Below are 22,682 nucleotides of genomic sequence, written 5' to 3'. Positions count from 1 at the left end.
CCACATGACGGACGCATTACAACTCTAGGATTGGCCTCATCTGCTTGATGAGGTCTGTCCCATGAATCCTGCAATCGCAACTGCCCTGACCAACCCCGGTGCGCCGATGAAAGTGCGCGGCGTGCAGAAGCGCTTTGGCGCGTTCACTGCGCTGGATAACGTCTCCCTCGACGTCGCGGCCGGTGAGCTGGTCTGTCTGCTCGGCCCCTCGGGTTGCGGTAAAACCACGCTGCTGCGCTGCATCGCCGGGCTGGAAAAACAGGACAGCGGCGAGTTGTACCTCGGCGCCCGCGACGTCTCGCACCTCGCCCCGCAAGCCCGGGACTACGGGATTCTGTTCCAGTCCTACGCGCTGTTCCCCAATCTGACCGTCGAAGCGAACATTGCCTACGGCCTCGCCGGCAGCGGTCGCGATGAAGTGCGCCGCCGGGTGGGTGAGATGCTTGAGCTGGTCGGCCTCACCGGCAGTGAGAAAAAGTACCCGGGCCAGTTGTCTGGCGGCCAACAGCAACGGGTTGCACTGGCCCGTGCCTTGGCGCCGGCACCGTCGCTGTTGTTGCTCGATGAACCGATGTCGGCCCTCGACGCCCGGGTGCGCGAGCATCTGTGTACCGAACTGCGTCAACTGCAACGTAACCTCGGCATCACCACCCTGATGGTCACGCACAATCAGGACGAAGCCATGCTGATGGCCGACCGCATCGCCGTGATGAACAACGGCCGCGTCGAGCAGTACGCCACCCCGCAGGAAATCTACAACCGCCCGGCCACGCCGTTTGTGGCGGAGTTTGTCGGTCAGGGCAACTGGCTGCCATTCCAGCGCAGCAGCGACAGCCACGCCCGGGTTGGCGGGATGGATGTGCGTCTGGCTGATGGCAGCGTCAGCGGCGCCTCGGGTCGACTGTTCTGCCGCCCGGAAGCGATCAGCGTCAATCCGCTGGTGCATGAGGAAAACCTGTTCCCGGCCAAGGTGCGCGAGATCACCTTCCTCGGCAATCGCTGCCGTATGAGCTTCGAACTCGATCAACTGCCGGGCCACGCGCTACTCGCCGAACTGGCGCCAGAAGCCATGCCGCGCCTCGGCGCCCAGCAGATCATGGTCGCGTTGCCGCCGCGCAGCCTGCAGGTGTTTGCCTGATGAACAGCAACCTCGCGCTGCCGCTACCGCACAAGCAGGTGCGGCAGACTTCCCGTGCCGAAGTCGGCGACCGGATTTTTGTGGTCGGCGGCAAACTCTTGCTGCTGGTGTTGCTCGGCGTTGCGGTGCTGTTGCCGTTGCTGGCGATCTTCTGGCGTGGCTTCAGCAGCGAAGCGGGGCAGGGCGGTGGCTGGGTCGCGGCGAAGGAGCTGGTGACCAGCGAGAATTTCCACTGGCTGCTCGGCAACAGCCTGAAAGTTTCCCTCAGCGTTGCGGCCATCGTCGTACCGCTGGCCTATCTGTTTGCCTACGCCCTGCAACGCACGTTGATTCCGGCCAAGGGCATCTGGCGCGGGATTTCCCTGCTGCCGCTGATGGCGCCATCGATGCTGCCGGGGATTGCGTTGGTTTATCTGTTCGGCAATCAGGGCATGTTGCGCGGGTTGCTCTCGGACAACATCTACGGCTTCTGGGGGATTGTGCTGGGTGAGGTGATTTACACCTTTCCCCATGCGCTGATGATTTTGCTCTCGGCGCTGTCGCTGGCCGATGCGCGGCTGTTCGATGCGGCGTCGAGCATGGGCGCCAGCCCGGCCAAGGCGTTTCGCAGCATCACTTGGCCGGCAACCCGGCAGGCTGTGTTCGCCGCGTTCTGTTTGGTGTTCACCCTGACCATCACCGATTTCGGCGTGCCGGTGGTGGTCGGTGGCGACTATCAGGTGCTGGCGCTGGAAGCCTACAAAGCCGTGGTCGGCCAGCAGCAATTCGGTCGCGGCGCGTTGATCGGCATGGTGCTGTTGGTGCCAGCGCTGTTCAGCTTCGGCGTCGATGCCTGGTTGCGCCGACGTCACGGCGATTCCATGAGTGGCCGCGCTCAGGTGTTCAAACCGGCGCCGTCGAAACTGCGCGATGGCTGTTATCTGGTGATCGTCCTGCTGATCTGCGCGGCGTTGCTGTTGGTGTTCGGCATGGCGGTGTTTTCGTCGCTGGTGAAGTTCTGGCCGTACAACCTGTCGCTGTCGCTTAACCACTACCAGTTCAACGAAACCGCCGGCGGTGGATGGTTGGCCTACAGCAACAGTTTGAAGATGGCGCTGGGCACGGCGCTGATCGGCAGTGTGCTGATCTTCACTGGCGCGTATCTGATGGAAAAGACCCGCACCCAACGTGGCCTCAACCTGGCCCTGCGCATGCTCAGTTTTGTGCCGATGGCGGTGCCGGGGCTGGTGCTCGGTCTGGGTTATGTCTTCTTTTTCAACCTGACCGGCAACCCGCTGCACGTGCTGTACGGGACGATGACGCTGCTGATCGTCTGCACCATTGCGCATTATTTGACCACCGCACAAATGACCGCGACCACCGCGCTGCGTCAGCTCGACGCCGAGTTCGAAGCCGCCGCGCTGTCGCTCAAGGCGCCGCTGTACCGGCATTACCTGCGCGTGACCGTGCCGATCTGCCTGCCGGCGCTGCTCGACATCGTGCGCTACCTGTTCGTCTCGGCGATGACCACCGTGTCGGCGGCGATCTTCCTCTACAGCCCCGACACCATCCTCGCGGCGGTGGCGGTGCTGAACATGGATGACGCCGGCAACGTCGGCGGCGCGGCGGCGATGTCGACCCTGATTCTGTTCACCTCGGCGGGCGTGTCCTTGCTGCTGGCGTGGGCTTCGCGCGGCTTGCTGCGCCGTTCCCAGGCCTGGCGGCAAACCGCGCCCGGTCACTGATTTGCACCTTCAACTGCCCTTCAACTCAAAAGACAGGAAAACGATCATGTTCAAGCCTATGGCCCTGGCCGCTGCTGTGCTCGCTACTTTCAGCCTGAATGCCTTTGCGGCAAAAACCGAGTTGACGGTGTACACCGCCCTCGAAGCCGAACAACTCAAGTCCTACAAAGAAGCCTTCGAAAAGGCCAACCCGGACGTCGAGATCAAGTGGGTGCGCGATTCCACCGGGATCATCACCGCCAAACTGCTGGCCGAAAAGGCCCGCCCGCAAGCTGACGCCGTGTGGGGCCTGGCCGCTTCCAGCCTGGCGATCCTCGATCAGCAAGGCATGCTGCAAAGCTACGCGCCGAAGGACCTGGGCAAGATCGGCGCGAACTACCGCGACGCCGCCAACCCGCCAGCCTGGGTCGGTATGGATGTGTGGGCCGCAACCATTTGCTTCAACACCGTCGAGGCCGAGAAGCAGGGTCTGAGCAAACCGGTGAGCTGGCAGGATCTGACCAAGCCTGAGTACAAAGGCAAGATCGTCATGCCGAACCCGGCGTCCTCCGGCACCGGTTTCCTCGACGTCAGCGCCTGGTTGCAAACCTTCGGCGAAAAGCAGGGTTGGGCTTACATGGACGGCCTGCACCAGAACATCGGCCAATACGTTCACTCCGGTTCCAAGCCTTGCAAACTGGCGGCGGCGGGGGAGTTCCCGATCGGCATTTCCTTTGAATACCCGGCGGTACAGCTGAAGCGTCAAGGTGCGCCTCTGGACATCATCCTGCCGAAGGAAGGCCTGGGCTGGGAGATCGAAGCGACCGCCGTGATCAAAGGCACGCCGCATGAAGAAGCCGCGAAGAAACTCGCCGACTTCTCCGCCAGCGCCGAAGCGATGGATCTGTACAAAGAGAACTTCGCCGTTCTCGCCCAACCAGGCATCGCCAAACCGCAGACTGAATTGCCGGCGGATTATGAGCAGCGTTTGATCAAGAACGACTTTGCCTGGGCCTCGAAGAACCGCGACGAGATCCTCACCGAGTGGCGCAAGCGCTATGACGGCAAGTCCGAGAAAGTCGTGGCCAAGTAAGATCTTTATTGACTGACAGGGCCCCTTCGCGAGCAGGCTCGCTCCCACATTGGATCTTCAGTGAACACAAAGTCCGTGGGCACCAAAAATCCCCTGTGGGAGCGAGCCTGCTCGCGAAAGCGGTCTCTCATTCAGAGCACCTCTAAATGACACAACACCAAGACCTGCTCATCATCGGCGCCGGCATTCTCGGCCTCTCCCACGCCTACGCCGCCGCCAAGCGCGGCCTGAAGGTTACGGTTTTCGAACGTACCGCCACGCCCCTCGGCGCTTCGGTGCGCAACTTCGGTCAGGCACTGGTCACTGGCCAGCCACCCGGCCCGATGCTCGAACTGGCCAAGGCCAGCCGCGAGATATGGGGCGACTGGGCGCAACTCGCCGGCCTGAAAATCAAGCGCAACGGCTCGTACCTGTTCGCCCGAACCGAAGCCGAAGAGCACTTGCTTGAGGCCTTCTGCGCCGGCCGCGCCGTGGAACACGGTTACAACGTGGACTTGCTGCGCGGCGCCGCATTGCGCGATCTGTACCACGGCCAGTTCAGCCATCACCGCGCCGCACTCCACGGCATGGATGATCAACAGTTGTACTCGCGTGAAGCGATTCCGGCGCTGATCGATTACCTGCGCCGCGACCTCGGCGTCGAGTTTCACTTCTCCACGCTGGTGCGCGATGTCGAACCGGGGCGCCTGCACAGCACGGCCGGGATCTTCACCGCCGAGCAAATCATCGTCTGCTCCGGCCACGATTATCAGACCCTGCTGGCCGAGCCGATTGCCGCACTCGACCCACAAATCTGCCGCCTGCAAATGCTCCGGGCCAAACCGCAAGTCGAACTGAATTTGCAACACGCCTTGCTTACCGGCCTGAGTTGCGTGCATTACGGCGCCTTCGCCGATTTGCCAGAGGCGGCGGCAGTGCAGGCGCAGATCCTGCGTGAACAACCGCACCTGCATGAAAACGGCATTCATTTGCTGATCAGCCCGACCCCGTACGGCGAATTGATCATTGGTGATTCACATCACTACGGCAGCGATCCGTCACCGTTCAACGCCGAGCGAGTGGATGACTGGATGATTGAACTGGCCGAGCAGACGCTGGGCTGCAAGGTGCAAGTGGTCGAGCGTTGGCAGGGTGTCTATGGTTCCCGGGGGCCGGGGCCGTTTTCATTCTTGCGCCCGGCACCGGGGCTCAGTGTGGCGCTGATGCACACTGGTGTCGGCATGAGCGTCGGCCCGGCGATGGCCGAGCGCAATGTGGCGCAGTTGCTGGAGGAAATGTGATGGCGGGGCACGCGCAGGTCGTTGATCGGGTGTTTGCCCTGTATGAACGCTTTGGCAGCAGCGATTACATCGGCGAGCCGGTGTCGCAGATCGAGCACATGTCTCAGGCTGCGCAGTTGGCGATGGCTGAAGGGTTTGATGATGAAGTGGTGCTGGCGGCGTTCTTCCACGACATCGGCCATTTGTGTGCCCAGGGCGCGGAGAACATGGGCGGCTATGGTGTGGTCAGCCATGAACGGCTTGGCGCGGAGTATTTGCGTGAGGCGGGATTCGGCGAGCGGATGGCGCGGTTGGTGGAGTATCACGTGCAGGCCAAGCGCTATCTGACCTTGCGTGAGCCGGGGTATTTCGAGCGGTTGAGTGAGGCGAGTCGCAGGACGTTGGACTATCAGGGCGGGGTGATGACGGAGGCTGAGGCGGATGCTTTCGAGCGTGATCCCTTGTGTGCCGTCAGTCTGCGGATGCGCCAGTGGGATGAGTTGGCGAAGGAGACGGCGGTGCCGGTGATTGATCTTGGGGTATTGAAGGAGAAAGCGGTGCGACTTCTTGCTGCTTGAGTCTTTGGACCGAGGTGCGGCTATCGCGAGCAGGCTCACTCCTACAAGGTGAGCGCGATCCACTGTAGGAGTGAGCCTGCTCGCGATAGCGCCAGATCAGCCGCTACAAATCCTTGGCCAAAGACTCAATCTGCTCCTGCCGCTCAGCCTGATTCAACTTCGCGTGCGGATTCAGCGACGACCACTGCGGATGTGCCCGCGCCTTGCTCAACGCTTCAGGCAACTTGCCCTCACGCCAGGTCTTGTCCTGCGGTGTCGCCACCTGAACCGCATCCATCGCCGCATGCCCGCGCTGATCGAGCGCCAACAGCAACTGCCGCTGCCGCAACGCCAACAGCCGCAACACCCCATCGTCCACCGTCAATTCCCGCTGCCCCTTGATCTTGCCCAGCAAGCGGCTGCCATAACTGCGTGCGGTTTGCAGCGCGCCACCGGCAATCGCACCCGCCAACGCGGCAGCACCGAGGGTGATTCCGCCCACCAGCAAATCGACGCCCGCCCCGGCAGCAGCCCCGGCAGCGATCCCGCCGCCCACCCGCACACCGAGTTGCTTCAAGGTTTCCGGGTTAAACAAGTCATCGCCCCAACGCCCATCCAGCAACGGCAAATCACTGGCCGCTGCATCCTGCGGGCGGAACGCATAGAGCTTGAGCAACGCCTCGACGCACTTCTGCTCACGCTGACGCACAGCCTTGCGCAATTCGCTGATGGCTTGCTGTTCCTGCTCGGCCTCGCTGACCACACTGCGTCGGCACGCGGCGCAGTCGATCAGCAGTTCGGCGATCAACCGTGCTGCACTTTGCTGACGGGCGAGGCGCTGAGCCTGCTGATCAGCAATCAACCGCTCCAGTTGCGGCCGGGCATTTTCCAGCAGCAGCGCGAGGCTTTCATACAGTCGCCGCTCGCCATCCTCCGGCGGTGCGATGCTGTCGAAACGCACCAGCGCATGCAGGCCCAATCTCGCCAACGCCTCGCGCCAGTCCGGCTCACGGTGGTTGGCGCTGCTGACGAAGTTCAGCACCGGCAGCAGCGGTTTGCCGCAACTGGCCAGCACTTCCAGTTCATCACGATATTTCGCCAGCACCGGCTCGCGGGCGTCGATCACATACAACCCGGCGTCGGAAGCGAGCAGTTGCCGCAGCACTTTGGCCTCCTGCTCGAAACGCTGACGCGCCTCGCTGCCGTCGAGAAACCGCGCCAATCGCGCCGGGCCATCGAGGCGTTCGCCGGGACGCTCCAGGCGTTCGAGAAAATCCAGCAGGGCGATGGCGTCTTCCAGCCCCGGCGTGTCGTAGAGGTCGAGCAACGGCTCGCCATCCACCGACAACCGCGCGCCCTCGACATGTCGGGTGGTGCTCGGCCGATGTGAGACTTCGCCGAAGCCAACGTCGCGAGTCAGCGTGCGCAGCAGCGAGGTCTTGCCGACGTTGGTGTGGCCGACCACCGCGAGTTTCAGCGGTGCTTTGAAGGCATCAGTCATGACCGTTCTCCAGCCAGTTCAACGGCGCGCTATCGGCAAATGGCAGCTCCAACTGTTGCAGCGCGATGTGCCAGTCACCGAGGCGTTCAGCGTCCAGCGCTTCGCCAGGTGGCGCCTGTAGCAGCCAGACGCGGGTGGCGCTGGCGTTGCGTGCGAGTTCGGCGATCAGCGCAAGGCTGCCGCGATCCGGGGAACGCCGTGGGTCGCAGGCAATCGCCAACCGTGCCGGGGGGAAGCGGCTGAGTTGTTCGAGCAGTTTGTTACGCGATTCGCGGCTGTCGAGGACGCCGGCATTGCTGACGTTCTTTGGCAACGCGGGCGGCCATGGGCGTTGCTCGTCGAGTTCGATCGCCACCAGCAATGCGCCGTCGCTGGCGTGTTCGCTGACGCTGCTTTCGACGCGGTGCAGGTGCTCGGGCGCCGCGTCGGTGACACCGAGGCGCTCGCTGGTCGGCATCAGGCGTTCGCGCAGTTGGGCGTAGCCGGGCAGGTTCAGGTCAAGGCGCAGCGCCGATTTGCCACTGCTCCAGCGCCAGAAGCACAACAGCGCCAGCAGCAGGCGCGGCAGCACGCCGTAAACCACCAGCACGCCCACCAGCCACGTCGCCCAGGCCTGACGCGCGCTTTCGATATCGAGCGCACCGTCACCGCTGGCGCGGATCATTTCCACCGTCGGCACATTGAAACCGAGCAGCGCCGGCAGCGAGCCGAGGGCCTGGGTCATGTTGATGAACGTGTCGGCGCTGAGAATGGTGGTTTCCCAGACGAAGCCGTAGCGCCGGGTCGCCATCAGGGTCAGCAGCAACAATAACGCGCTGAGCATCGCCAGCAGCCACAGGCCGTTGACCATTGCGCCGAGGGCCCAGCGATTGAGTTTCTTGCGTTGCAGCATCAGCAGCAGGGCCGGCGCCAGTTGCGCGGCTTTGGCATCGCGGGCAAGTTTTTCGCTGAGCCATAACCACAGGCGCCCGAGGGTGGCGCCGTGTTCGCCGGCAAAGATCAGCCCTAGCGCCCAACTCAGCAGCAGAATCAGATTCAGCCCGAGCAGGCTGCCCAAGGCCCAGAACACATTGACCGGGGTTTGCCCGAGCGCGGCGAAGGCCAGTCCGGCGCCGCTCAACACGGCGAAAACCATCAGCAGCACCAGCGCCAGACGCGCGCCTTGCAGCCAGTGTTTGAGAGCGTTGGTCAATCCGTCACGCTCGGCCAGCCACAGCGCACGGCGCTGAATACGGCTCGGCAGATCACCGCCGGCCGCGCGGGCCAGACGATTGGCTTCCAGATCTTCCAGGGGGCCTGCGTGTTCTTCGCGCAGGCGCACGGTTTCGGTTAACCAGAGGTTTTGCAGTGGAGTCAGTTGTGTCACGCGGCATCCCGTCGCTCAATTGAACCGTGAGCATAACCGCTGTGGCGCTTATCGGGTCAAGCGAGGCTCTGGTATCCTCGCCGGCATGACTAAATCACTCCCCCTCAGCCTGATTGCAGCCCTCGGTGAAAACCGCGTGATCGGCGTCGACAACAGCATGCCCTGGCACCTGCCGGGGGACTTCAAATACTTCAAGGCCACGACCTTGGGCAAGCCGATCATCATGGGTCGCAAGACCTGGGATTCCCTCGGTCGGCCGCTGCCGGGCCGGTTGAACATCGTGGTCAGCCGTCAGCAAGACCTGGTACTGGAAGGTGCGGAGGTTTATCCGTCGCTGGAGGCTGCCGTGGTTCGCGCCGAAGAGTGGGCGAAGGAGCAGGGCGTCAATGAGTTGATGCTGATTGGCGGCGCGCAGTTATATGCGCAGGGGCTGGCGCAGGCGGATCGTCTGTATCTGACCCGTGTAGCGTTGAGCCCGGAAGGCGATGCGTGGTTTCCGGAGTTTGATTTGAACCAGTGGACACTGGTGTCGAATGTGCCGAATCCGGCTGAAGGCGACAAACCGGCGTACAACTTCGAAGTCTGGGAAAAAGCTTAAGAGCTTCGTCGGAACGCCGCCCGGAGCAGGCTCGCTCCCGCAGGGGATTTGTGTCGATCACAGATCCAATGTGGGAGCGAGCCCGCTCGCGAAAGCGGTCTTTCAGGCGCTACTTAAGCCTGCGCCAACTCCGCATGCTCATCAGCATCCAGCAGTTCTTTATCGGTCTGCTGCATCACCTGGCTGGTAATCGCACCGGCAGTAATCGAACCACTCACGTTCAACGCCGTGCGACCCATGTCGATCAGCGGCTCGACCGAAATCAGCAACGCCACCAGTGAAACCGGCAAGCCCATCGCCGGCAGCACGATCAGCGCGGCAAACGTCGCACCGCCACCCACGCCGGCCACACCGGCCGAACTCAGCGTGACAATCGCCACCAGCGTCGCGATCCACAGCGGATCCAGCGGGTTGATGCCCACGGTCGGCGCCACCATCACCGCCAACATCGCCGGGTACAGACCCGCGCAACCGTTCTGGCCGATGGTCGCACCGAACGAAGCCGCGAAACTGGCCACCGATTGCGGAATGCCCAGACGACGGGTCTGCGCTTCAATGCTCAGCGGAATGCTTGCGGCGCTGGATCGGCTGGTGAACGCAAATGTCAGCACCGGCCAGATCTTGCGGAAGAAACGCAGCGGGTTGATCCCGGCCGCCGACACCAGCAAGCCGTGTACAACAAACATCAGGCCCAGACCGAGGTACGAGACCACCACGAAACTGCCGAGCTTGATGATGTCTTGCAGGTTGGATCCGGCGACCACTTTGGTCATCAGCGCCAGCACGCCATACGGGGTCAGCTTCATCACCAGGCGCACCAGGCGCATCACCCAGGCTTGCAGGGTATCGATGGCGTTGATCACTTTCTGACCTTTCTCGACGTCATCCTTGAGCAGTTGCAGCGCGGCAACCCCCAGGAACGCGGCGAAGATCACCACGCTGATGATTGAGGTCGGCTTGGCCCGCGCCAGATCGGCGAACGGGTTTTGCGGGATGAACGACAGCAGCAGTTGCGGCACATTCAAGTCGGCGACCTTGCCGGCGTAGTCGTTCTGAATGGTTTGCAGACGGGCCATTTCCTGCGTGCCGGCGACCAGACCTTCGGCGGTGAGGCCGAACAGGTTGGTCAGGCCGATGCCTATCAGCGCCGCAATCGCTGTGGTGAACAGCAGCGTGCCGATGGTCAGGAAGCTGATCTTGCCCAGCGACGAAGCGTTGTGCAGACGCGCCACGGCGCTGAGGATCGAGGCGAACACCAACGGGATGACGATCATTTGCAGCAACTGCACGTAACCGTTGCCGACCAGATCGAACCAGCCGATCGAGGCTTTCAGCACCGGGTTGCCGGCACCGTAAACGCTGTGCAGGGCCACGCCAAACGCTACGCCCAACACCAGCGCGAGCAGGACTTTTTTCGCCAGGCTCCAAGAAGTGTGGCGGGTTTGCGCCAGACCGAAGAGCAGGGCGAGGAACACCAGCAGGTTGAGAATCAGCGGTAGATTCATGAGATCTCCAGGAAAGACTTTGCCAGCAGCCTTCCGGGGCTGCTGCGAACCGGCAAGCCTAACAGTTTGATTTCCAATGAATTAATACCAAAAACGTATGGTGATAGTCGCTTTTGGAATAAGCGGATGTCGCTCTCGGCAATGCATCTGGCGCGATGGGGACGTGGACAGTCGCTGACAGACGAGGGCTGTCACACTTATTTGTTAGCGTCGATGTCTTTAGCTCAGGGAGAAAGCATCGATGAAATTCGCACCGAAATTTCTGGCTGTCGCACTGACGGTAGGTTTGGGCCTGGCCGGTCAGGCTTTCGCCACTGACCTCAAACACTGGCCGGCCGATCAGGCCAAGGCACTGGATGCGATGATCGCCGCCAACGCCAACAAGGGTAACTACGCGGTGTTCGACATGGACAACACCAGTTACCGCTACGACCTTGAAGAATCCTTGCTGCCGTTCATGGAAAACAAGGGCCTGATCACCCGCGAAAAACTCGATCCTTCCCTGAAACTGATGCCGTTCAAGGACACCGCCGACCACAAGGAAAGCCTGTTCAGTTACTACTATCGTCTGTGCGAAATCGACGATATGGTCTGCTACCCGTGGGTGGCGCAGGTGTTCTCCGGCTTCACCCTCAAGGAACTCAAAGGCTATGTCGATGAGCTGATGGCCTCGGGCAAGCCGGTGCCGGCGACGTATTACGAAGGCGATGTGGTCAAGAAGCTCGACGTCAATCCGCCGAAGATCTTCACCGGTCAGCAAGAGCTCTACAACAAGTTGATGGAGAACGGCATCGAGGTCTACGTGATGACCGCCGCCTCCGAAGAACTGGTGCGCATGGTCGCGGCCGATCCGAAGTACGGCTATAACGTCAAACCGCAGAACGTCATCGGTGTGTCGCTGCTGCTCAAGGATCCGAAGACTGGCGAACTGACCACCGCGCGCAAGCAGATCACCGCCGGCAAGTATGACGAGAAGGCCAACCTCGGCCTCGAATTGACCCCGTACCTGTGGACCCCGGCGACCTGGATGGCCGGCAAGCACGCGGCGATTCTGACCTACATCGATGAGTGGAAAAAACCGGTTCTGGTAGGCGGCGATACGCCAACCAGTGACGGCTACATGCTGTTCCACGATGTCGATGTGGCCAAGGGCGGTATTCACTTGTGGATCAACCGCAAGGACAAATACATGACCCAGCTAAACGGCATGATGGCCAAGCACGCGGCAGCGCAGGCCAAGGAAGGTTTGCCGGTGACGGCGGACAAGAACTGGGTGATCGTCAAGCCTGAAGAAATCCAGTAACCCACACAGATCGAATGTGGGAGCGAGCCTGCTCGCGAATGCGTTGTGTCAGTCACCATCTTCGTTTCTGACATACCGCATTCGCGAGCAGGCTCGCTCCCACAGGGGATTTACAGTGTTCAGTAGCTCGTGTCAGACAAAAAAATGCCCCGCACTTGGCGGGGCATTTTTTTTTCGGCAGCTAAGACTTACAGCCCGTCGAGCATCGCTTTATTACGCACAGCACCCTTGTCGGCACTGGTCGCCAGCAGGGCGTATGCCTTCAGCGCGGTGGTCACTTTACGTGGACGCACTTCAACAGGTTTCCAGCCCTTCTTGTCCTGTTCGGCGCGGCGTGCAGCCAGTTCTTCGTCGCTGACCAACAGGTTGATCGAGCGGTTCGGAATGTCGATCAGCACTTTGTCGCCGTCCTGCACCAGACCGATCGCGCCGCCGGCCGCAGCCTCTGGCGAGGCGTGGCCGATGGACAGACCCGAGGTGCCGCCGGAGAAGCGACCATCGGTGAGCAGGGCGCAATCTTTGCCCAGGCCTTTGGATTTCAGGTACGAGGTCGGGTAAAGCATTTCCTGCATGCCCGGGCCGCCTTTCGGGCCTTCGTAGCGAATGATGACGATGTCACCCGCCTTCACTTCGTCGGCGAGGATGCCGCGTACGGCGCTGTCCTGGCTCTCGAAGATCTTCGCGTTGCCTTCGAAGACGTGGATCGACTCGTCGACACCGGCGGTTTTCACCACGCAGCCGTCCAGGGCGATGTTGCCGTACAGCACGGCCAAGCCACCTTCTTGCGAGTAAGCGTGTTCAAAACTGCGGATGCAGCCGTTTTCACGGTCATCGTCCAGAGTTTCCCAGCGAGTCGACTGGCTGAACGCGGTCTGGGTCGGGATGCCGCCAGGACCTGCCTTGAAGAAGTGATGCACCGCTTCATCGGTGGTCTGGGTGATGTCCCACTTGGCGATGGCTTCTTCCATGCTGCGGCTGTGCACGGTCGGCAGGTCGGTGTGCAGCAAGCCGCCACGGGCCAGCGAACCGAGGATGCTGAAGATACCCCCAGCGCGGTGCACGTCTTCCATGTGGTACTTCTGGATGTTCGGCGCAACCTTGCACAGCTGTGGAACGCTGCGCGAGAGACGGTCGATATCGCGCAGGTCGAAATCGATCTCGGCTTCCTGGGCAGCCGCCAGCAAGTGCAGGATGGTGTTGGTCGAGCCGCCCATGGCGATGTCGAGCATCATTGCGTTCTCGAACGCCTTGAAGTTGGCGATGTTGCGCGGCAGAACCGATTCATCGTTCTCGCCGTAGTAACGCTTGCACAGCTCGACGATGGTGCGGCCGGCCTGCAGGAACAGTTGTTCGCGGTCGCTGTGGGTGGCGAGGGTCGAACCGTTGCCCGGCAGTGCGAGGCCCAGGGCTTCGGTCAGGCAGTTCATCGAGTTGGCGGTGAACATGCCGGAGCACGAACCGCAGGTCGGGCAGGCGCTACGCTCGTATTCAGCGACTTTCTCGTCAGAAGCGCTGGAGTCGGCGGCGATCACCATGGCGTCGACGAGGTCGAGGCCGTGAGAAGCGAGTTTGGTCTTGCCGGCTTCCATCGGACCGCCGGAAACGAAGATCACCGGAATGTTCAGGCGCAAGGCAGCCATCAACATACCGGGGGTGATCTTGTCGCAGTTGGAGATGCAGACGATGGCGTCGGCGCAGTGGGCGTTGACCATGTATTCGACGGAGTCGGCAATGATCTCGCGGCTCGGCAGCGAATAAAGCATGCCGTCGTGACCCATGGCGATGCCGTCATCCACGGCGATGGTGTTGAATTCTTTTGCAACGCCACCGGCGCGCTCGATTTCGCGAGCAACCAGCTGGCCCAGGTCTTTCAGGTGGACGTGGCCCGGCACGAACTGGGTGAAGGAGTTGGCAATGGCGATGATCGGCTTTTTGAAGTCGTCATCTTTCATCCCGGTGGCACGCCACAGTGCGCGGGCGCCGGCCATGTTGCGGTAATCTGGCATGGAGCACTCCGGGCGGCTAATCAGGTATCAAAGGGGAGTGAGCTTCTATTGACGTCTGGAACACTCAGAAATGGCCGTGTGTCCTGAAGTTGCCGATGACTTTGCGGGATCGCCGCTTGCCTCAGCCTGAGCTCATAAACCCGCCGGGGGATGAATGGCGATGAATCAGGCGATTCTACACCGCTGGCGTCTGGAGGGAATGGCGCAAAGCGTTGTTCCAGTGCCGACGGTGCGTGTGGCATGACGACCGGCAGGTTTAATCGCTACCGGCCTGCGCGATCGCAATGGCCTGCAGGTTCCTGGCGCGCTGGCTGATCCGGCTGCTGAGCATCAGCGCGATGCCGCTGAGCAGCACGAAGCTGTAGCCCAGCGTCGATTGCAGATTGGTCGGGCTGAGGCTGATCAACGCACTGATCAGTCCGCCGCAGATGAAGATGATCGTGCTGCCGGCCGAGGCTGAAGTGCCGGCATTTTCGGGAAACAGGCCCATGGCCCGTGAGGTGGCCGCCGGGCGCGCAATGGTGGTGCCGGCGGTGCAGATCAGCATCGGAATCAGCACCGTCGCGGGGGCCAGTACATGGTTGGCCGCCAGATACAGCATCGCCAGTCCCGACAGCAGGATCAGGCTTAGCCCGGTGATGATTTGTCGGCCCGGCGTGATACGTCGATTCAGTAAGGTGGCGATGATGCCCCCCACGACATACGCGGCGCCATACGCCAGCAGGATCAGCGAAAAGTCATAGGCCGACAATTGCAGCTGGTCCATGAATATCAGCGGTGAAATGACGATAAACGAGAAATGGCAGGCGAACGCAAAGGCTGAAATCAGCCAGTAGCCGACGAAGTCGAAATCTCCCAACACCCGTCGATAGGCCCTGAGGAAACTCAGGGGAGGGCCACTGGCCGCGGGGCGGGTGTTCTCCAGGAAAACCCAGGCCTTGAGCAACACCGCGGCAGCCAGCGCAGTGAACACCCAGAAGCTGCCGCGCCAGCCGAGGGTGGCTTGCAGAAAAGTGCCGGCGAGCGGTGATACCGAGATGAAAATCCCGGTAGCCGTGACCATCAGGATACGCAGTCGATCACGCTCCTCACCTTCGAACAGATCCTGCACCAGTGCCTGGGACAGCACGAAGCAGCCGCACCCCACGGCCTGTACCACCCGGAACATCAGGAACAGCGTGTAATCACTGGTTATCACGCAACCGAAGGCACCGAGCATCGATACGCTCATGCCGGCGAGCAACAAGCCCTTGCGCCCGATCACGTCGGACAGCGGGCCGATCAACACCTGGGCAAACGCGATACCTACGGCGAACAGACTGATCGACAGCGCGATGTCCGCCGGTGTGCTGCGAAAGTGCGCCGCCAGTGCCGGAAACGAAGGCAGCAGGACATCCAGTGGAAACACGCCGAGCAGCACCATTGCGAGCAACAGGCTGACAGCCCCGCGACGTTGACGGGCGGTTGCCACGGATTTTCCTTTATCCATCGATCAGTCCTGCCTTGGCAAAAAGTGTCTGGTTATGGGGCGTGGCGAAAAATCCCGCCTTGCGCAATGCATCCAGCGTAGCGACGCAACCTGATCGTGCACGCGCGCGGTTGGCTTGCACCGTCGCCATGCTGCCGACAATCTCCATCACGTCACTGTCCGCGATGCCCGCGCCACGCAGGCTCTGTTGCAGCCAGCGTTCGTCGACCTCGAAGAAAATCCCGATGATCTCCAGCAGTGTTCTGCTCACGAACGTGCGCTGGCGGCTGTTCATGGACAGCCAGCAGTAGTGGAACACTTCGGCAAAGTAGCGACTGTGGCGGGCTTCGTCGGCCAGATGGTCGCGCAGCATGTCGTTCACGCTGGACACCAGAGTGTCGCGGCAGATGTCCAGCAGCTCTCGGGCAATGATGGTCTCCGAGACGAAGCCGAGCAGAAACCATGCCAGTGCACGGTTCTTCTCCGGGGTACGGGCGATCAGTGCGTTCATGCGGGTGATGCGCTTGGGGATCGTCGGCCGTCCGGTGATTCCGTAAAGCCCGGCGATCTGCTCCGCGAGACGATTGGAGAACAGCGCGTGGTAACCCTCGTCGGTGTAGAGCTGCAGCGCCGCGTGTTTCATTGGTAGCGGCACGTAAATGGGCAGCTCCCGATGCGCGATGACTTCAACCGCACGATTGACGATGCGGTGTTCGAGCAGCGTGGTGTAGTCGAGAAAATTCACCAGGTGATTGGCCGTCAGCCGATGCAATACCTCGCGCCCCGCGGCCTGAATCGCTGGGTGAGCCAGATATGGCAGGAAGGCGGGTGGGAACCAGTAGCGGCTTTGCAGTTGTTGCTGCACATCGTCCGGCAATTGATAGTCGTGGGTGCTGCTGCGTACCGAGGCTCGACTGTCCCAGTCCCCCAGGGTGAACTTGAGCGCCCATGACACCGGTACTTCGTGCGGATCCGGGATCAGCAGGGTCATGTCTGGACCTCACGCAACAGATCGCGCATTTCCTGGCACATTGCCTGTCCATCGCTTTTCCCGCAGCCGACAAAGAACAGTGGCTGTTCCGCGCTCTCCTCAAGTTTGAGCAGTGTTTCGACCTGCCTGTCGGCAAACGCGCCGGTCAACCAGGTATTGAAGCCAAGCGCCGTAGCAACCAGTTGAAAGGTTTGTGACAGATGGCCGGCCTCGACGAATGCCATGCGGTAGGCCCGTGAGTGCTCGTACTTCCACCAGAGCCGGTCAAATCGGGCCGTGATGAACAACCCCAGCGGCAGGTTGTTGATGAAATGCTGGCCGCCGAGCAAATCGCCCGGTGCCGCTTGTGGCAATGGATTAACCCGGCTCAGGGTGTGTTCCGCCGGGTGATAGGCGTAGATGCCGGGCTCCAGATCCTCGACATTCTGCACCAGCAGAAAGCCTTCGCATGCGTTCAGACCGCCACCGGAGGGACTGCTGCGACGTGCGCCGAGGTCTTGGGCGATGGTGTCGTCGCGATCAATGTCGCGCTCGAGGAGATAACCGAGTGAAAGATAAAGCAGGGTGCCGACGTCGCTGAGCGTGATTGCTGCATCGGTAAAGGAACGACAGGTCTTTCGCTGGAGCAGCGCGTTATTCAGGCTATCGTTGCTCAATGCGCAGGGGACGGGCAGGGCGATGCGCGGTGCAGATTCATGCTGCGGGCGTTCTGTCGCGGGAGCCGGGCTAGCCAATACTTCGTTGCAGTGCGCCAGATATTGTCTGGACCACTCATGAATATTTTGAGGGGCGTGTTCGCAGGGAATGTTTTGGGTGCCGATATGATAGATCTTTGATAATTCATCCCAGCCCCATTGCGGGGTGTCGATTTTTGAAATGGTTAGAATGCCCGCGCTGAGTAATTGTGTGTCTATTATGTTGTGTGTGTCGAACAAGTCTGGATCGTTTATTAGTTGGGCGAGGCGCGATGAATAGTTAATATCCAGTTCATATTGAGTATGTTCTTTGTAATTCCATACTATTTGATTTGGCGAGCGCGGCAATATAAACAGGTAAGGATTGATGTGCATGGGGTTATTCACTCTGGCTGAAGTCGGAAGGACGCTGAGTTGCCGGCACTCCCCAGCGTCCTGACTTACTTAACGGGTTTTAGCAGCAACCAGAAAAGCCAGGTTTGCGATTTTGTTGGTTTCCAGAGAAATCTTTTTCATGATGTGAACTCCTTGTTCGTTGAAAGTTTAAGTCGCCTCGTGGCGACAACTTCATAATAGTTTGTAATGGATTATTGGCAAGTGGATATTAAGTAGGAATGCTCCAGTAATTTTGTCGGAATAATCTTTAGCTGGAGATGGACTTTGTAGGGCAAGTTTCAATAATTAAAAGACGTAAGGAAATATCCTGCACGCCCATAGGAAGGCAAGTGTAGGAAGTCGTAAGCGTCGGAAGGAGTAAAAGGCGCCGAATGAATGCCAGGGCCAGGCGCAAACGGGGAGCCTGCAGGCTCCCCGTTATCCGCATTGATCAGCTGTTAGGCAGCAGGCGGCAGGTGATGCTCTTGATGTAGCGAGTTTCGGCAATGGCCGGGTGGACAGGGTGATCCGGGCCCTGACCGCCGCGCTCCAGCAACTGGATGTTGCGATCCAGGTGACGGGCACTGGTCAGCAGGATGTTCTGCAGATCGTCTTCCGGCAGGTGCATCGAGCACGAAGCGCTGACCAGGATGCCGTCCTTGTTGAGCAGGCGCATGGCTTGCTCGTTCAGACGACGGTAGGCGCCTTCACCGTTTTTCATGTCTTTCTTGCGTTTGATGAACGCTGGCGGGTCGGCCACGATCACGTCGAAGCGCTCTTCGCTGGCTTTCAGCTCTTTCAAGGCTTCAAAGACGTCGCCTTCGATGCAGGTCATCTTGTCGGCAAAACCGTTCAGCGCGGCGTTGCGCTCGACACCGTCAAGGGCGAAGGCCGAGGCATCGACGCAGAACACTTCGCTGGCGCCGAACGCGGCCGCCTGTACGCCCCAACCACCGATGTAGCTATAGAGGTCGAGTACGCGTTTGCCCTTGGCGTAAGGGGCCAGGCGCGCGCGGTTCATGCGGTGATCGTAGAACCAGCCGGTTTTCTGACCCTGAATGACCGGGGCTTCGAATTTCACGCCGTTCTCTTCCAGTGCGACCCACTCCGGCACCAGACCGAACACGGTTTCGACGTAGCGGTTGAGGCCTTCGGCGTCACGCGCAGCGGAGTCGTTCTTGAACAGAATGCCGCTTGGCTTGAGCACTTGGGTCAGCGCGGCGATCACGTCGTCTTTGTGCGCTTCCATGGTTGCCGAGGCAATCTGCACCACGAGGATGTCGCCGAAACGGTCGACCACCAGACCTGGCAGCAGATCGGAATCGCCGTAGACCAGGCGATAGAAAGGCTTGTCGAACAGACGCTCGCGCAGCGACAGGGCGACGTTCAGGCGATGCACCAGCAGCGATTTGTCCAGCGCAACTTTAGTGTCGCGCGACAGCAGGCGGGCGCAGATCAGATTGTTCGGGCTCATGGCCACGATGCCCAGCGGTTTGCCGCCGGCAGCTTCGAGGATCGCCTGATCGCCAGCATTAAAGCCGTGCAGTGGCGTGGCGGCCACGTCGATTTCGTTGCTGTAGACCCACAGGTGACCGGCGCGCAGGCGACGGTCGGCGTTGGCTTTGAGGCGCAAGCTAGGCAGGGACATGACGTCGCTCCGGGAAAAAGAGCGGGAGTATAGCGTGTTGGGCCCGGTGATTGGCCCGCGAATGGACATATGGCTGAAGGAGAGAAGTCCTGTGGCGAGGGGATTTATCCCCGTTGGACGGCGTAGCCGTCCCAAATCAGTCAGCAGGGGTGTTCAGGGAGACCGTGCTGTCTGGTTTGCGACTGCTGCGCAGCCGAACGGGGATGAATCCCCTCGCCACAATGGTTCATGGTGGATTTGGATCAGGCCGACAAGGCGTCGATCAATTCACGACTGAACGCCGGAATATCATCCGGCTGACGGCTACTGATCAAGTGACCGTCCTTGACCACTTCCTGATCGACCCAGTTGGCACCGGCATTGACCAGATCATCCTTAAGCGTCTTGTAACTGGTCATGGTCTTGCCATTGACCAGCCCCGCCGAAATCAGCAGCCAACTGCCATGGCAGATCACCGCAATCGGCTTGCCGGCGGAGGTGCCGGTCTTGACCAGGTGCTGGGCGTCCTGATCGATGCGGATGGTGTCGGAATTCTGCACGCCGCCGGGCAGGACGATCGCGTCGTATTGCTCGCTGCTGGCAGCCTGGAAAGTCTGGTCGACCGTGAAGTCGTCCGCCGGTTTGTCGTGGTTCCAGCCTTTGACCTTGCCTGCCTCCGCCGAAAGGATATCGACCTGGGCACCGGCCTCTTCCAGGGCCTGTTTGGGGCCGGTCAATTCAACCTGTTCGAAACCATCGGTTACCAAAAAAGCGACGCGCTTGCCGTTGAGGGAAGTGGCCATCAATAAGCTCCTGAGTCTGTGGGAATTTGCTGCCCCGTGGGACCGAAATCATCCGTCGGGTATTACAGAGTCCGAAGCCTTGGCTTGAATGAAAGTTCCTGACAATTGCCCACTGGTGTGTCGTCCTGCGGTTTTTAGGGGTTAGAATCGCCGCCTGTCCCAGAGTGTGTACTTATGTCCCAAGAGCTGACCACCGAACAGATTCAACAATCCCTGCAAGGCATCAGCGTGCCCGCGCAGCCGCAGATCATGGTGGATCTGCAAATGGAGCAGTACATGCCCGACCCGGACCTGGAGGTGATCGCCAAGCTGATCGCTCAGGATCCCGGCCTTTCCGGCGCGCTGCTGAAAATCGTCAACTCGCCGTATTACGGCTTGAGCAACAAGATCACTTCGATCCAGCGTGCGGTGAATCTGCTGGGCAGCCGTTCGATCATCAACCTGATCAACGCGCAGTCGATCAAGGGTGAGATGAACGACGACACCATCGTCACCCTCAATCGTTTCTGGGACACCGCCCAGGACGTGGCGATGACTTGCCTGACCCTGGCCAAACGCATCGGCACTCAGGCAGGCGATGAAGCCTATGCGTTGGGGCTGTTTCACGATTGCGGCGTGCCGTTGATGTTGCAGCGTTTCCCCAATTACATGTCGGTGCTGGAAACGGCCTACGCCAATGCCAGCGCTGAATGTCGAGTGGTCGACACCGAAAACGCCGAGTTCAACACCAACCACGCGGTGGTCGGTTATTACACCGCCAAGTCCTGGCGTCTGCCGGAGCATGTCAGCACGGCCATTGCCAATCACCACAATGCCCTGGCGATTTTCAGCGACGAGTCGTCGCGCAACAGTCAAATGAAAAACCTGTTGGCGATCCTCAAGATGGCCGAGCACATTTGCGCCTCGTATCGCGTGCTGGGCAATCAGACCGAAGACTACGAATGGAGCAGCATCGGCCCGTTGATTCTCGATTACGTGGGGTTGTCGGACTACGACTTCGAAACCCTCAAACAAACGATCCGCGACCTCGGCGCGCATTGATTCGAGGACGCCATGCCTGAACTGCCGGAAGTCGAAACCACTCGCCGGGGCATCGCCCCGCACCTGGAAGGCCAGCGTGTCAGCCGGGTGATCGTGCGTGACCGCCGTTTGCGCTGGCCGATCCCCGAAGACCTTGATGTGCGCCTGTCCGGGCAGCGCATCGTGTTGGTCGAGCGACGGGCCAAATACCTGTTGATCAACGCCGAGGTCGGTACGTTGATCAGCCATTTGGGTATGTCGGGCAATCTGCGTCTGGTTGAGGCCGGTCTGCCGGCGCTCAAGCATGAGCATGTCGATATCGAACTGGAATCGGGCCTGGCCCTGCGTTACACCGATCCACGGCGGTTCGGCGCGATGTTGTGGAGCACCGATCCGCTCAATCACGAATTGCTGATTCGTCTCGGGCCGGAACCGTTGACCGATCTGTTCGACGGCGAGCGCTTGTTTCAGCTGTCGCGCGGGCGTTCGATGGCGGTCAAGCCGTTCATCATGGACAACGCGGTGGTGGTCGGGGTCGGCAATATCTATGCGACCGAGGCGCTGTTCGCTGCCGGCATCGATCCGCGTCGTGAGGCCGGGGGCATTTCCCGTGGGCGTTATCTGAAACTGGCGATCGAGATCAAACGCATCCTCGCCGCTGCCATCGAGCGTGGCGGCACTACGTTGCGTGATTTCATTGGCGGCGACGGGCAGCCGGGGTATTTCCAGCAGGAACTGTTTGTTTATGGCCGAGGCGGTGAACACTGCAAGGTCTGCGGCACCGGTCTGCGCGAAGTGAAGCTCGGCCAGCGTGCGAGTGTGTTCTGCCCGCGCTGTCAGACCTGAGGCAAAGCGCCGAAAAAGTCCTACGGTCTATAGTGAGTTGTCTCACTGTTCAGCCCGAAGGATCGTGCCATGAAATCCTTGCAAATCCTCTTCTTCACCCTGCTGCTGTGTTCCAGCCTGGCTGTTCAAGCCACGGAAAGCGGCAGCGGTGATCCGCGCTACACCATCCAGAACCCACCGGCCTACGCGATGATAGGCGACTTGCTGATTGCCCGACCTTTGCTGGTTGTGGCGACAGTGATCGGTGCAGGGGCGTTTGTGGTGTCGCTGCCGTTTACCGCGCTAGGTGGCGGGATTGGTGATGCGGGGCAGGCGTTGGTGGTCGATCCGGCGAAAGCGGCGTTTGTGCGGTGTCTGGGATGTATCGGGGAAGGGTTTGAGCAGCGGGAGTGAGCTGATCCGGATATTGCAGTATTGCTGATGGCCTTATCGCCAGCAGGCTGGCTCCCACAGGGGATTTGTGATTGGCACAGATCCAATGCAGGAGCCAGCCTGCTGGCGATAGGGCCCGAACAGGCGCTGAAGGACTCAGGCCTTGCCGGTGATCTTGCGGTACTTCTCCATCAACTGTTCTTCAGTTTCCGGATGGGCTTCGTCCAGCGGGATGCAATCCACCGGGCAAACCTGCTGGCACTGCGGTTCGTCGTAGTGGCCAACGCATTGGGTGCACAGGTTCGGGTCGATCACATAGATCTCTTCGCCCTGGGAGATGGCGGCGTTCGGGCACTCGGGTTCGCAGACGTCGCAGTTGATGCAATCGTCGGTGATGATCAGGGACATGCTAACTCCAGCCGGGGCGGCAGGCCCGGGCGCTATAAATCAATGCGC

Annotated in this window: 20 protein-coding genes; 10 read left to right on the top strand and 10 right to left on the bottom strand. The window is 60.6% G+C overall.

The annotated features are described in order from the left end of the window. Positions 1-61 precede the first annotated feature (61 nt). The 5 genes from ACIOVB_RS19155 to ACIOVB_RS19135 all read left to right on the top strand — a co-directional run bounded on the left by ACIOVB_RS19155 (position 62) and on the right by ACIOVB_RS19135 (position 5,771). Positions 62-1,138, top strand: a complete 1,077-nt coding sequence (locus tag ACIOVB_RS19155) for a putative 2-aminoethylphosphonate ABC transporter ATP-binding protein (protein ID WP_401270348.1) — start codon at positions 62-64, stop codon at positions 1,136-1,138. Then, entirely contained in the window at positions 1,138-2,862 is a 1,725-nt protein-coding gene (locus ACIOVB_RS19150; protein WP_401270345.1) for a putative 2-aminoethylphosphonate ABC transporter permease subunit, read from the top strand. Before ACIOVB_RS19155 ends, ACIOVB_RS19150 begins: the two co-directional genes overlap by 1 nt. Positions 2,863-2,908: 46 nt before the next feature. Then, on the top strand, positions 2,909-3,934 hold the full coding sequence (locus tag ACIOVB_RS19145) for a putative 2-aminoethylphosphonate ABC transporter substrate-binding protein (protein ID WP_093429804.1): 1,026 nt from the start codon (positions 2,909-2,911) through the stop codon (positions 3,932-3,934). Between the two features lie 146 nt (positions 3,935-4,080). Further along, positions 4,081-5,214 (top strand): TIGR03364 family FAD-dependent oxidoreductase, encoded by a 1,134-nt coding sequence (locus ACIOVB_RS19140; protein WP_401270343.1) that lies wholly within the window; start codon positions 4,081-4,083, stop codon positions 5,212-5,214. After that, positions 5,214-5,771: a phosphonate degradation HD-domain oxygenase gene (locus ACIOVB_RS19135; protein WP_401270342.1), complete on the top strand. Its 558-nt coding sequence runs from the start codon at positions 5,214-5,216 to the stop codon at positions 5,769-5,771. Before ACIOVB_RS19140 ends, ACIOVB_RS19135 begins: the two co-directional genes overlap by 1 nt. 103 nt (positions 5,772-5,874) lie before the next feature. On the opposite strand, the gene ACIOVB_RS19130 is transcribed toward ACIOVB_RS19135, so the two are convergent. Together ACIOVB_RS19130 and ACIOVB_RS19125 are read right to left on the bottom strand one after the other, a co-directional pair. Further along, positions 5,875-7,251, bottom strand: coding sequence for a GTPase/DUF3482 domain-containing protein (locus ACIOVB_RS19130; RefSeq protein WP_187679069.1), 1,377 nt, complete (start codon positions 7,249-7,251; stop codon positions 5,875-5,877). Then, positions 7,244-8,617 carry a DUF2868 domain-containing protein gene (locus ACIOVB_RS19125; protein WP_401270339.1) on the bottom strand — a complete coding sequence of 458 codons (1,374 nt, stop codon included), beginning with the start codon at positions 8,615-8,617 and terminating at the stop codon, positions 7,244-7,246. Before ACIOVB_RS19125 ends, ACIOVB_RS19130 begins: the two co-directional genes overlap by 8 nt. Positions 8,618-8,702: 85 nt before the next feature. Here ACIOVB_RS19125 and ACIOVB_RS19120 point away from each other — a divergent pair, with 85 nt between their 5' ends. After that, positions 8,703-9,215, top strand: coding sequence for a dihydrofolate reductase (locus tag ACIOVB_RS19120; RefSeq protein WP_401270337.1), 513 nt, complete (start codon positions 8,703-8,705; stop codon positions 9,213-9,215). Positions 9,216-9,328: 113 nt separating this feature from the next. On the opposite strand, the gene ACIOVB_RS19115 is transcribed toward ACIOVB_RS19120, so the two are convergent. Further along, entirely contained in the window at positions 9,329-10,720 is a 1,392-nt protein-coding gene (locus tag ACIOVB_RS19115; protein WP_401270335.1) for an L-cystine transporter, read from the bottom strand. A 241-nt stretch (positions 10,721-10,961) separates the two neighbouring features. Here ACIOVB_RS19115 and ACIOVB_RS19110 point away from each other — a divergent pair, with 241 nt between their 5' ends. Then, positions 10,962-12,023: a haloacid dehalogenase-like hydrolase gene (locus ACIOVB_RS19110; RefSeq protein WP_401270332.1), complete on the top strand. Its 1,062-nt coding sequence runs from the start codon at positions 10,962-10,964 to the stop codon at positions 12,021-12,023. Positions 12,024-12,211: 188 nt separating this feature from the next. On the opposite strand, the gene ilvD is transcribed toward ACIOVB_RS19110, so the two are convergent. The 6 genes from ilvD to ACIOVB_RS19080 all read right to left on the bottom strand — a co-directional run bounded on the left by ilvD (position 12,212) and on the right by ACIOVB_RS19080 (position 19,988). After that, positions 12,212-14,029 carry a dihydroxy-acid dehydratase gene (gene ilvD, locus ACIOVB_RS19105; protein ID WP_401270329.1) on the bottom strand — a complete coding sequence of 606 codons (1,818 nt, stop codon included), beginning with the start codon at positions 14,027-14,029 and terminating at the stop codon, positions 12,212-12,214. A 256-nt stretch (positions 14,030-14,285) separates the two neighbouring features. Continuing rightward, on the bottom strand, positions 14,286-15,518 hold the full coding sequence (locus ACIOVB_RS19100) for an MFS transporter (RefSeq protein ID WP_401270326.1): 1,233 nt from the start codon (positions 15,516-15,518) through the stop codon (positions 14,286-14,288). Continuing rightward, positions 15,511-16,488 carry a diiron oxygenase gene (locus ACIOVB_RS19095; protein WP_401270323.1) on the bottom strand — a complete coding sequence of 326 codons (978 nt, stop codon included), beginning with the start codon at positions 16,486-16,488 and terminating at the stop codon, positions 15,511-15,513. Before ACIOVB_RS19095 ends, ACIOVB_RS19100 begins: the two co-directional genes overlap by 8 nt. Continuing rightward, complete coding sequence (locus tag ACIOVB_RS19090) at positions 16,485-17,558, bottom strand: SagB family peptide dehydrogenase (protein WP_401270320.1); 1,074 nt, start codon at positions 17,556-17,558, stop codon at positions 16,485-16,487. Before ACIOVB_RS19090 ends, ACIOVB_RS19095 begins: the two co-directional genes overlap by 4 nt. 451 nt (positions 17,559-18,009) lie before the next feature. Next, positions 18,010-19,206, bottom strand: a complete 1,197-nt coding sequence (locus ACIOVB_RS19085) for a class I SAM-dependent rRNA methyltransferase (RefSeq protein ID WP_007913577.1) — start codon at positions 19,204-19,206, stop codon at positions 18,010-18,012. A 242-nt stretch (positions 19,207-19,448) separates the two neighbouring features. Then, positions 19,449-19,988 (bottom strand): type 1 glutamine amidotransferase domain-containing protein, encoded by a 540-nt coding sequence (locus tag ACIOVB_RS19080; RefSeq protein WP_401270317.1) that lies wholly within the window; start codon positions 19,986-19,988, stop codon positions 19,449-19,451. Positions 19,989-20,216: 228 nt separating this feature from the next. Here ACIOVB_RS19080 and ACIOVB_RS19075 point away from each other — a divergent pair, with 228 nt between their 5' ends. The 3 genes from ACIOVB_RS19075 (at position 20,217) to ACIOVB_RS19065 (ending at position 22,247) form a co-directional block, all read left to right on the top strand. Beyond that, positions 20,217-21,029 carry an HDOD domain-containing protein gene (locus tag ACIOVB_RS19075; protein ID WP_187679091.1) on the top strand — a complete coding sequence of 271 codons (813 nt, stop codon included), beginning with the start codon at positions 20,217-20,219 and terminating at the stop codon, positions 21,027-21,029. A gap of 12 nt (positions 21,030-21,041) precedes the next feature. Further along, on the top strand, positions 21,042-21,854 hold the full coding sequence (mutM, locus tag ACIOVB_RS19070) for a bifunctional DNA-formamidopyrimidine glycosylase/DNA-(apurinic or apyrimidinic site) lyase (RefSeq protein ID WP_250605794.1): 813 nt from the start codon (positions 21,042-21,044) through the stop codon (positions 21,852-21,854). Positions 21,855-21,923: 69 nt separating this feature from the next. Then, on the top strand, positions 21,924-22,247 hold the full coding sequence (locus ACIOVB_RS19065) for a multidrug transporter (RefSeq protein ID WP_187679057.1): 324 nt from the start codon (positions 21,924-21,926) through the stop codon (positions 22,245-22,247). A gap of 135 nt (positions 22,248-22,382) precedes the next feature. Here the strand turns inward: ACIOVB_RS19065 and ACIOVB_RS19060 are convergent, their stop codons facing one another. After that, positions 22,383-22,634 carry a YfhL family 4Fe-4S dicluster ferredoxin gene (locus tag ACIOVB_RS19060; RefSeq protein ID WP_003195146.1) on the bottom strand — a complete coding sequence of 84 codons (252 nt, stop codon included), beginning with the start codon at positions 22,632-22,634 and terminating at the stop codon, positions 22,383-22,385. Positions 22,635-22,682: the final 48 nt, after the last annotated feature.

Origin of the sequence: Pseudomonas sp. NPDC087639 (assembly GCF_044743385.1) — a bacterium.
Lineage (GTDB): Bacteria > Pseudomonadota > Gammaproteobacteria > Pseudomonadales > Pseudomonadaceae > Aquipseudomonas.
This window is presented reverse-complemented; position numbering and strand designations above follow the sequence as displayed.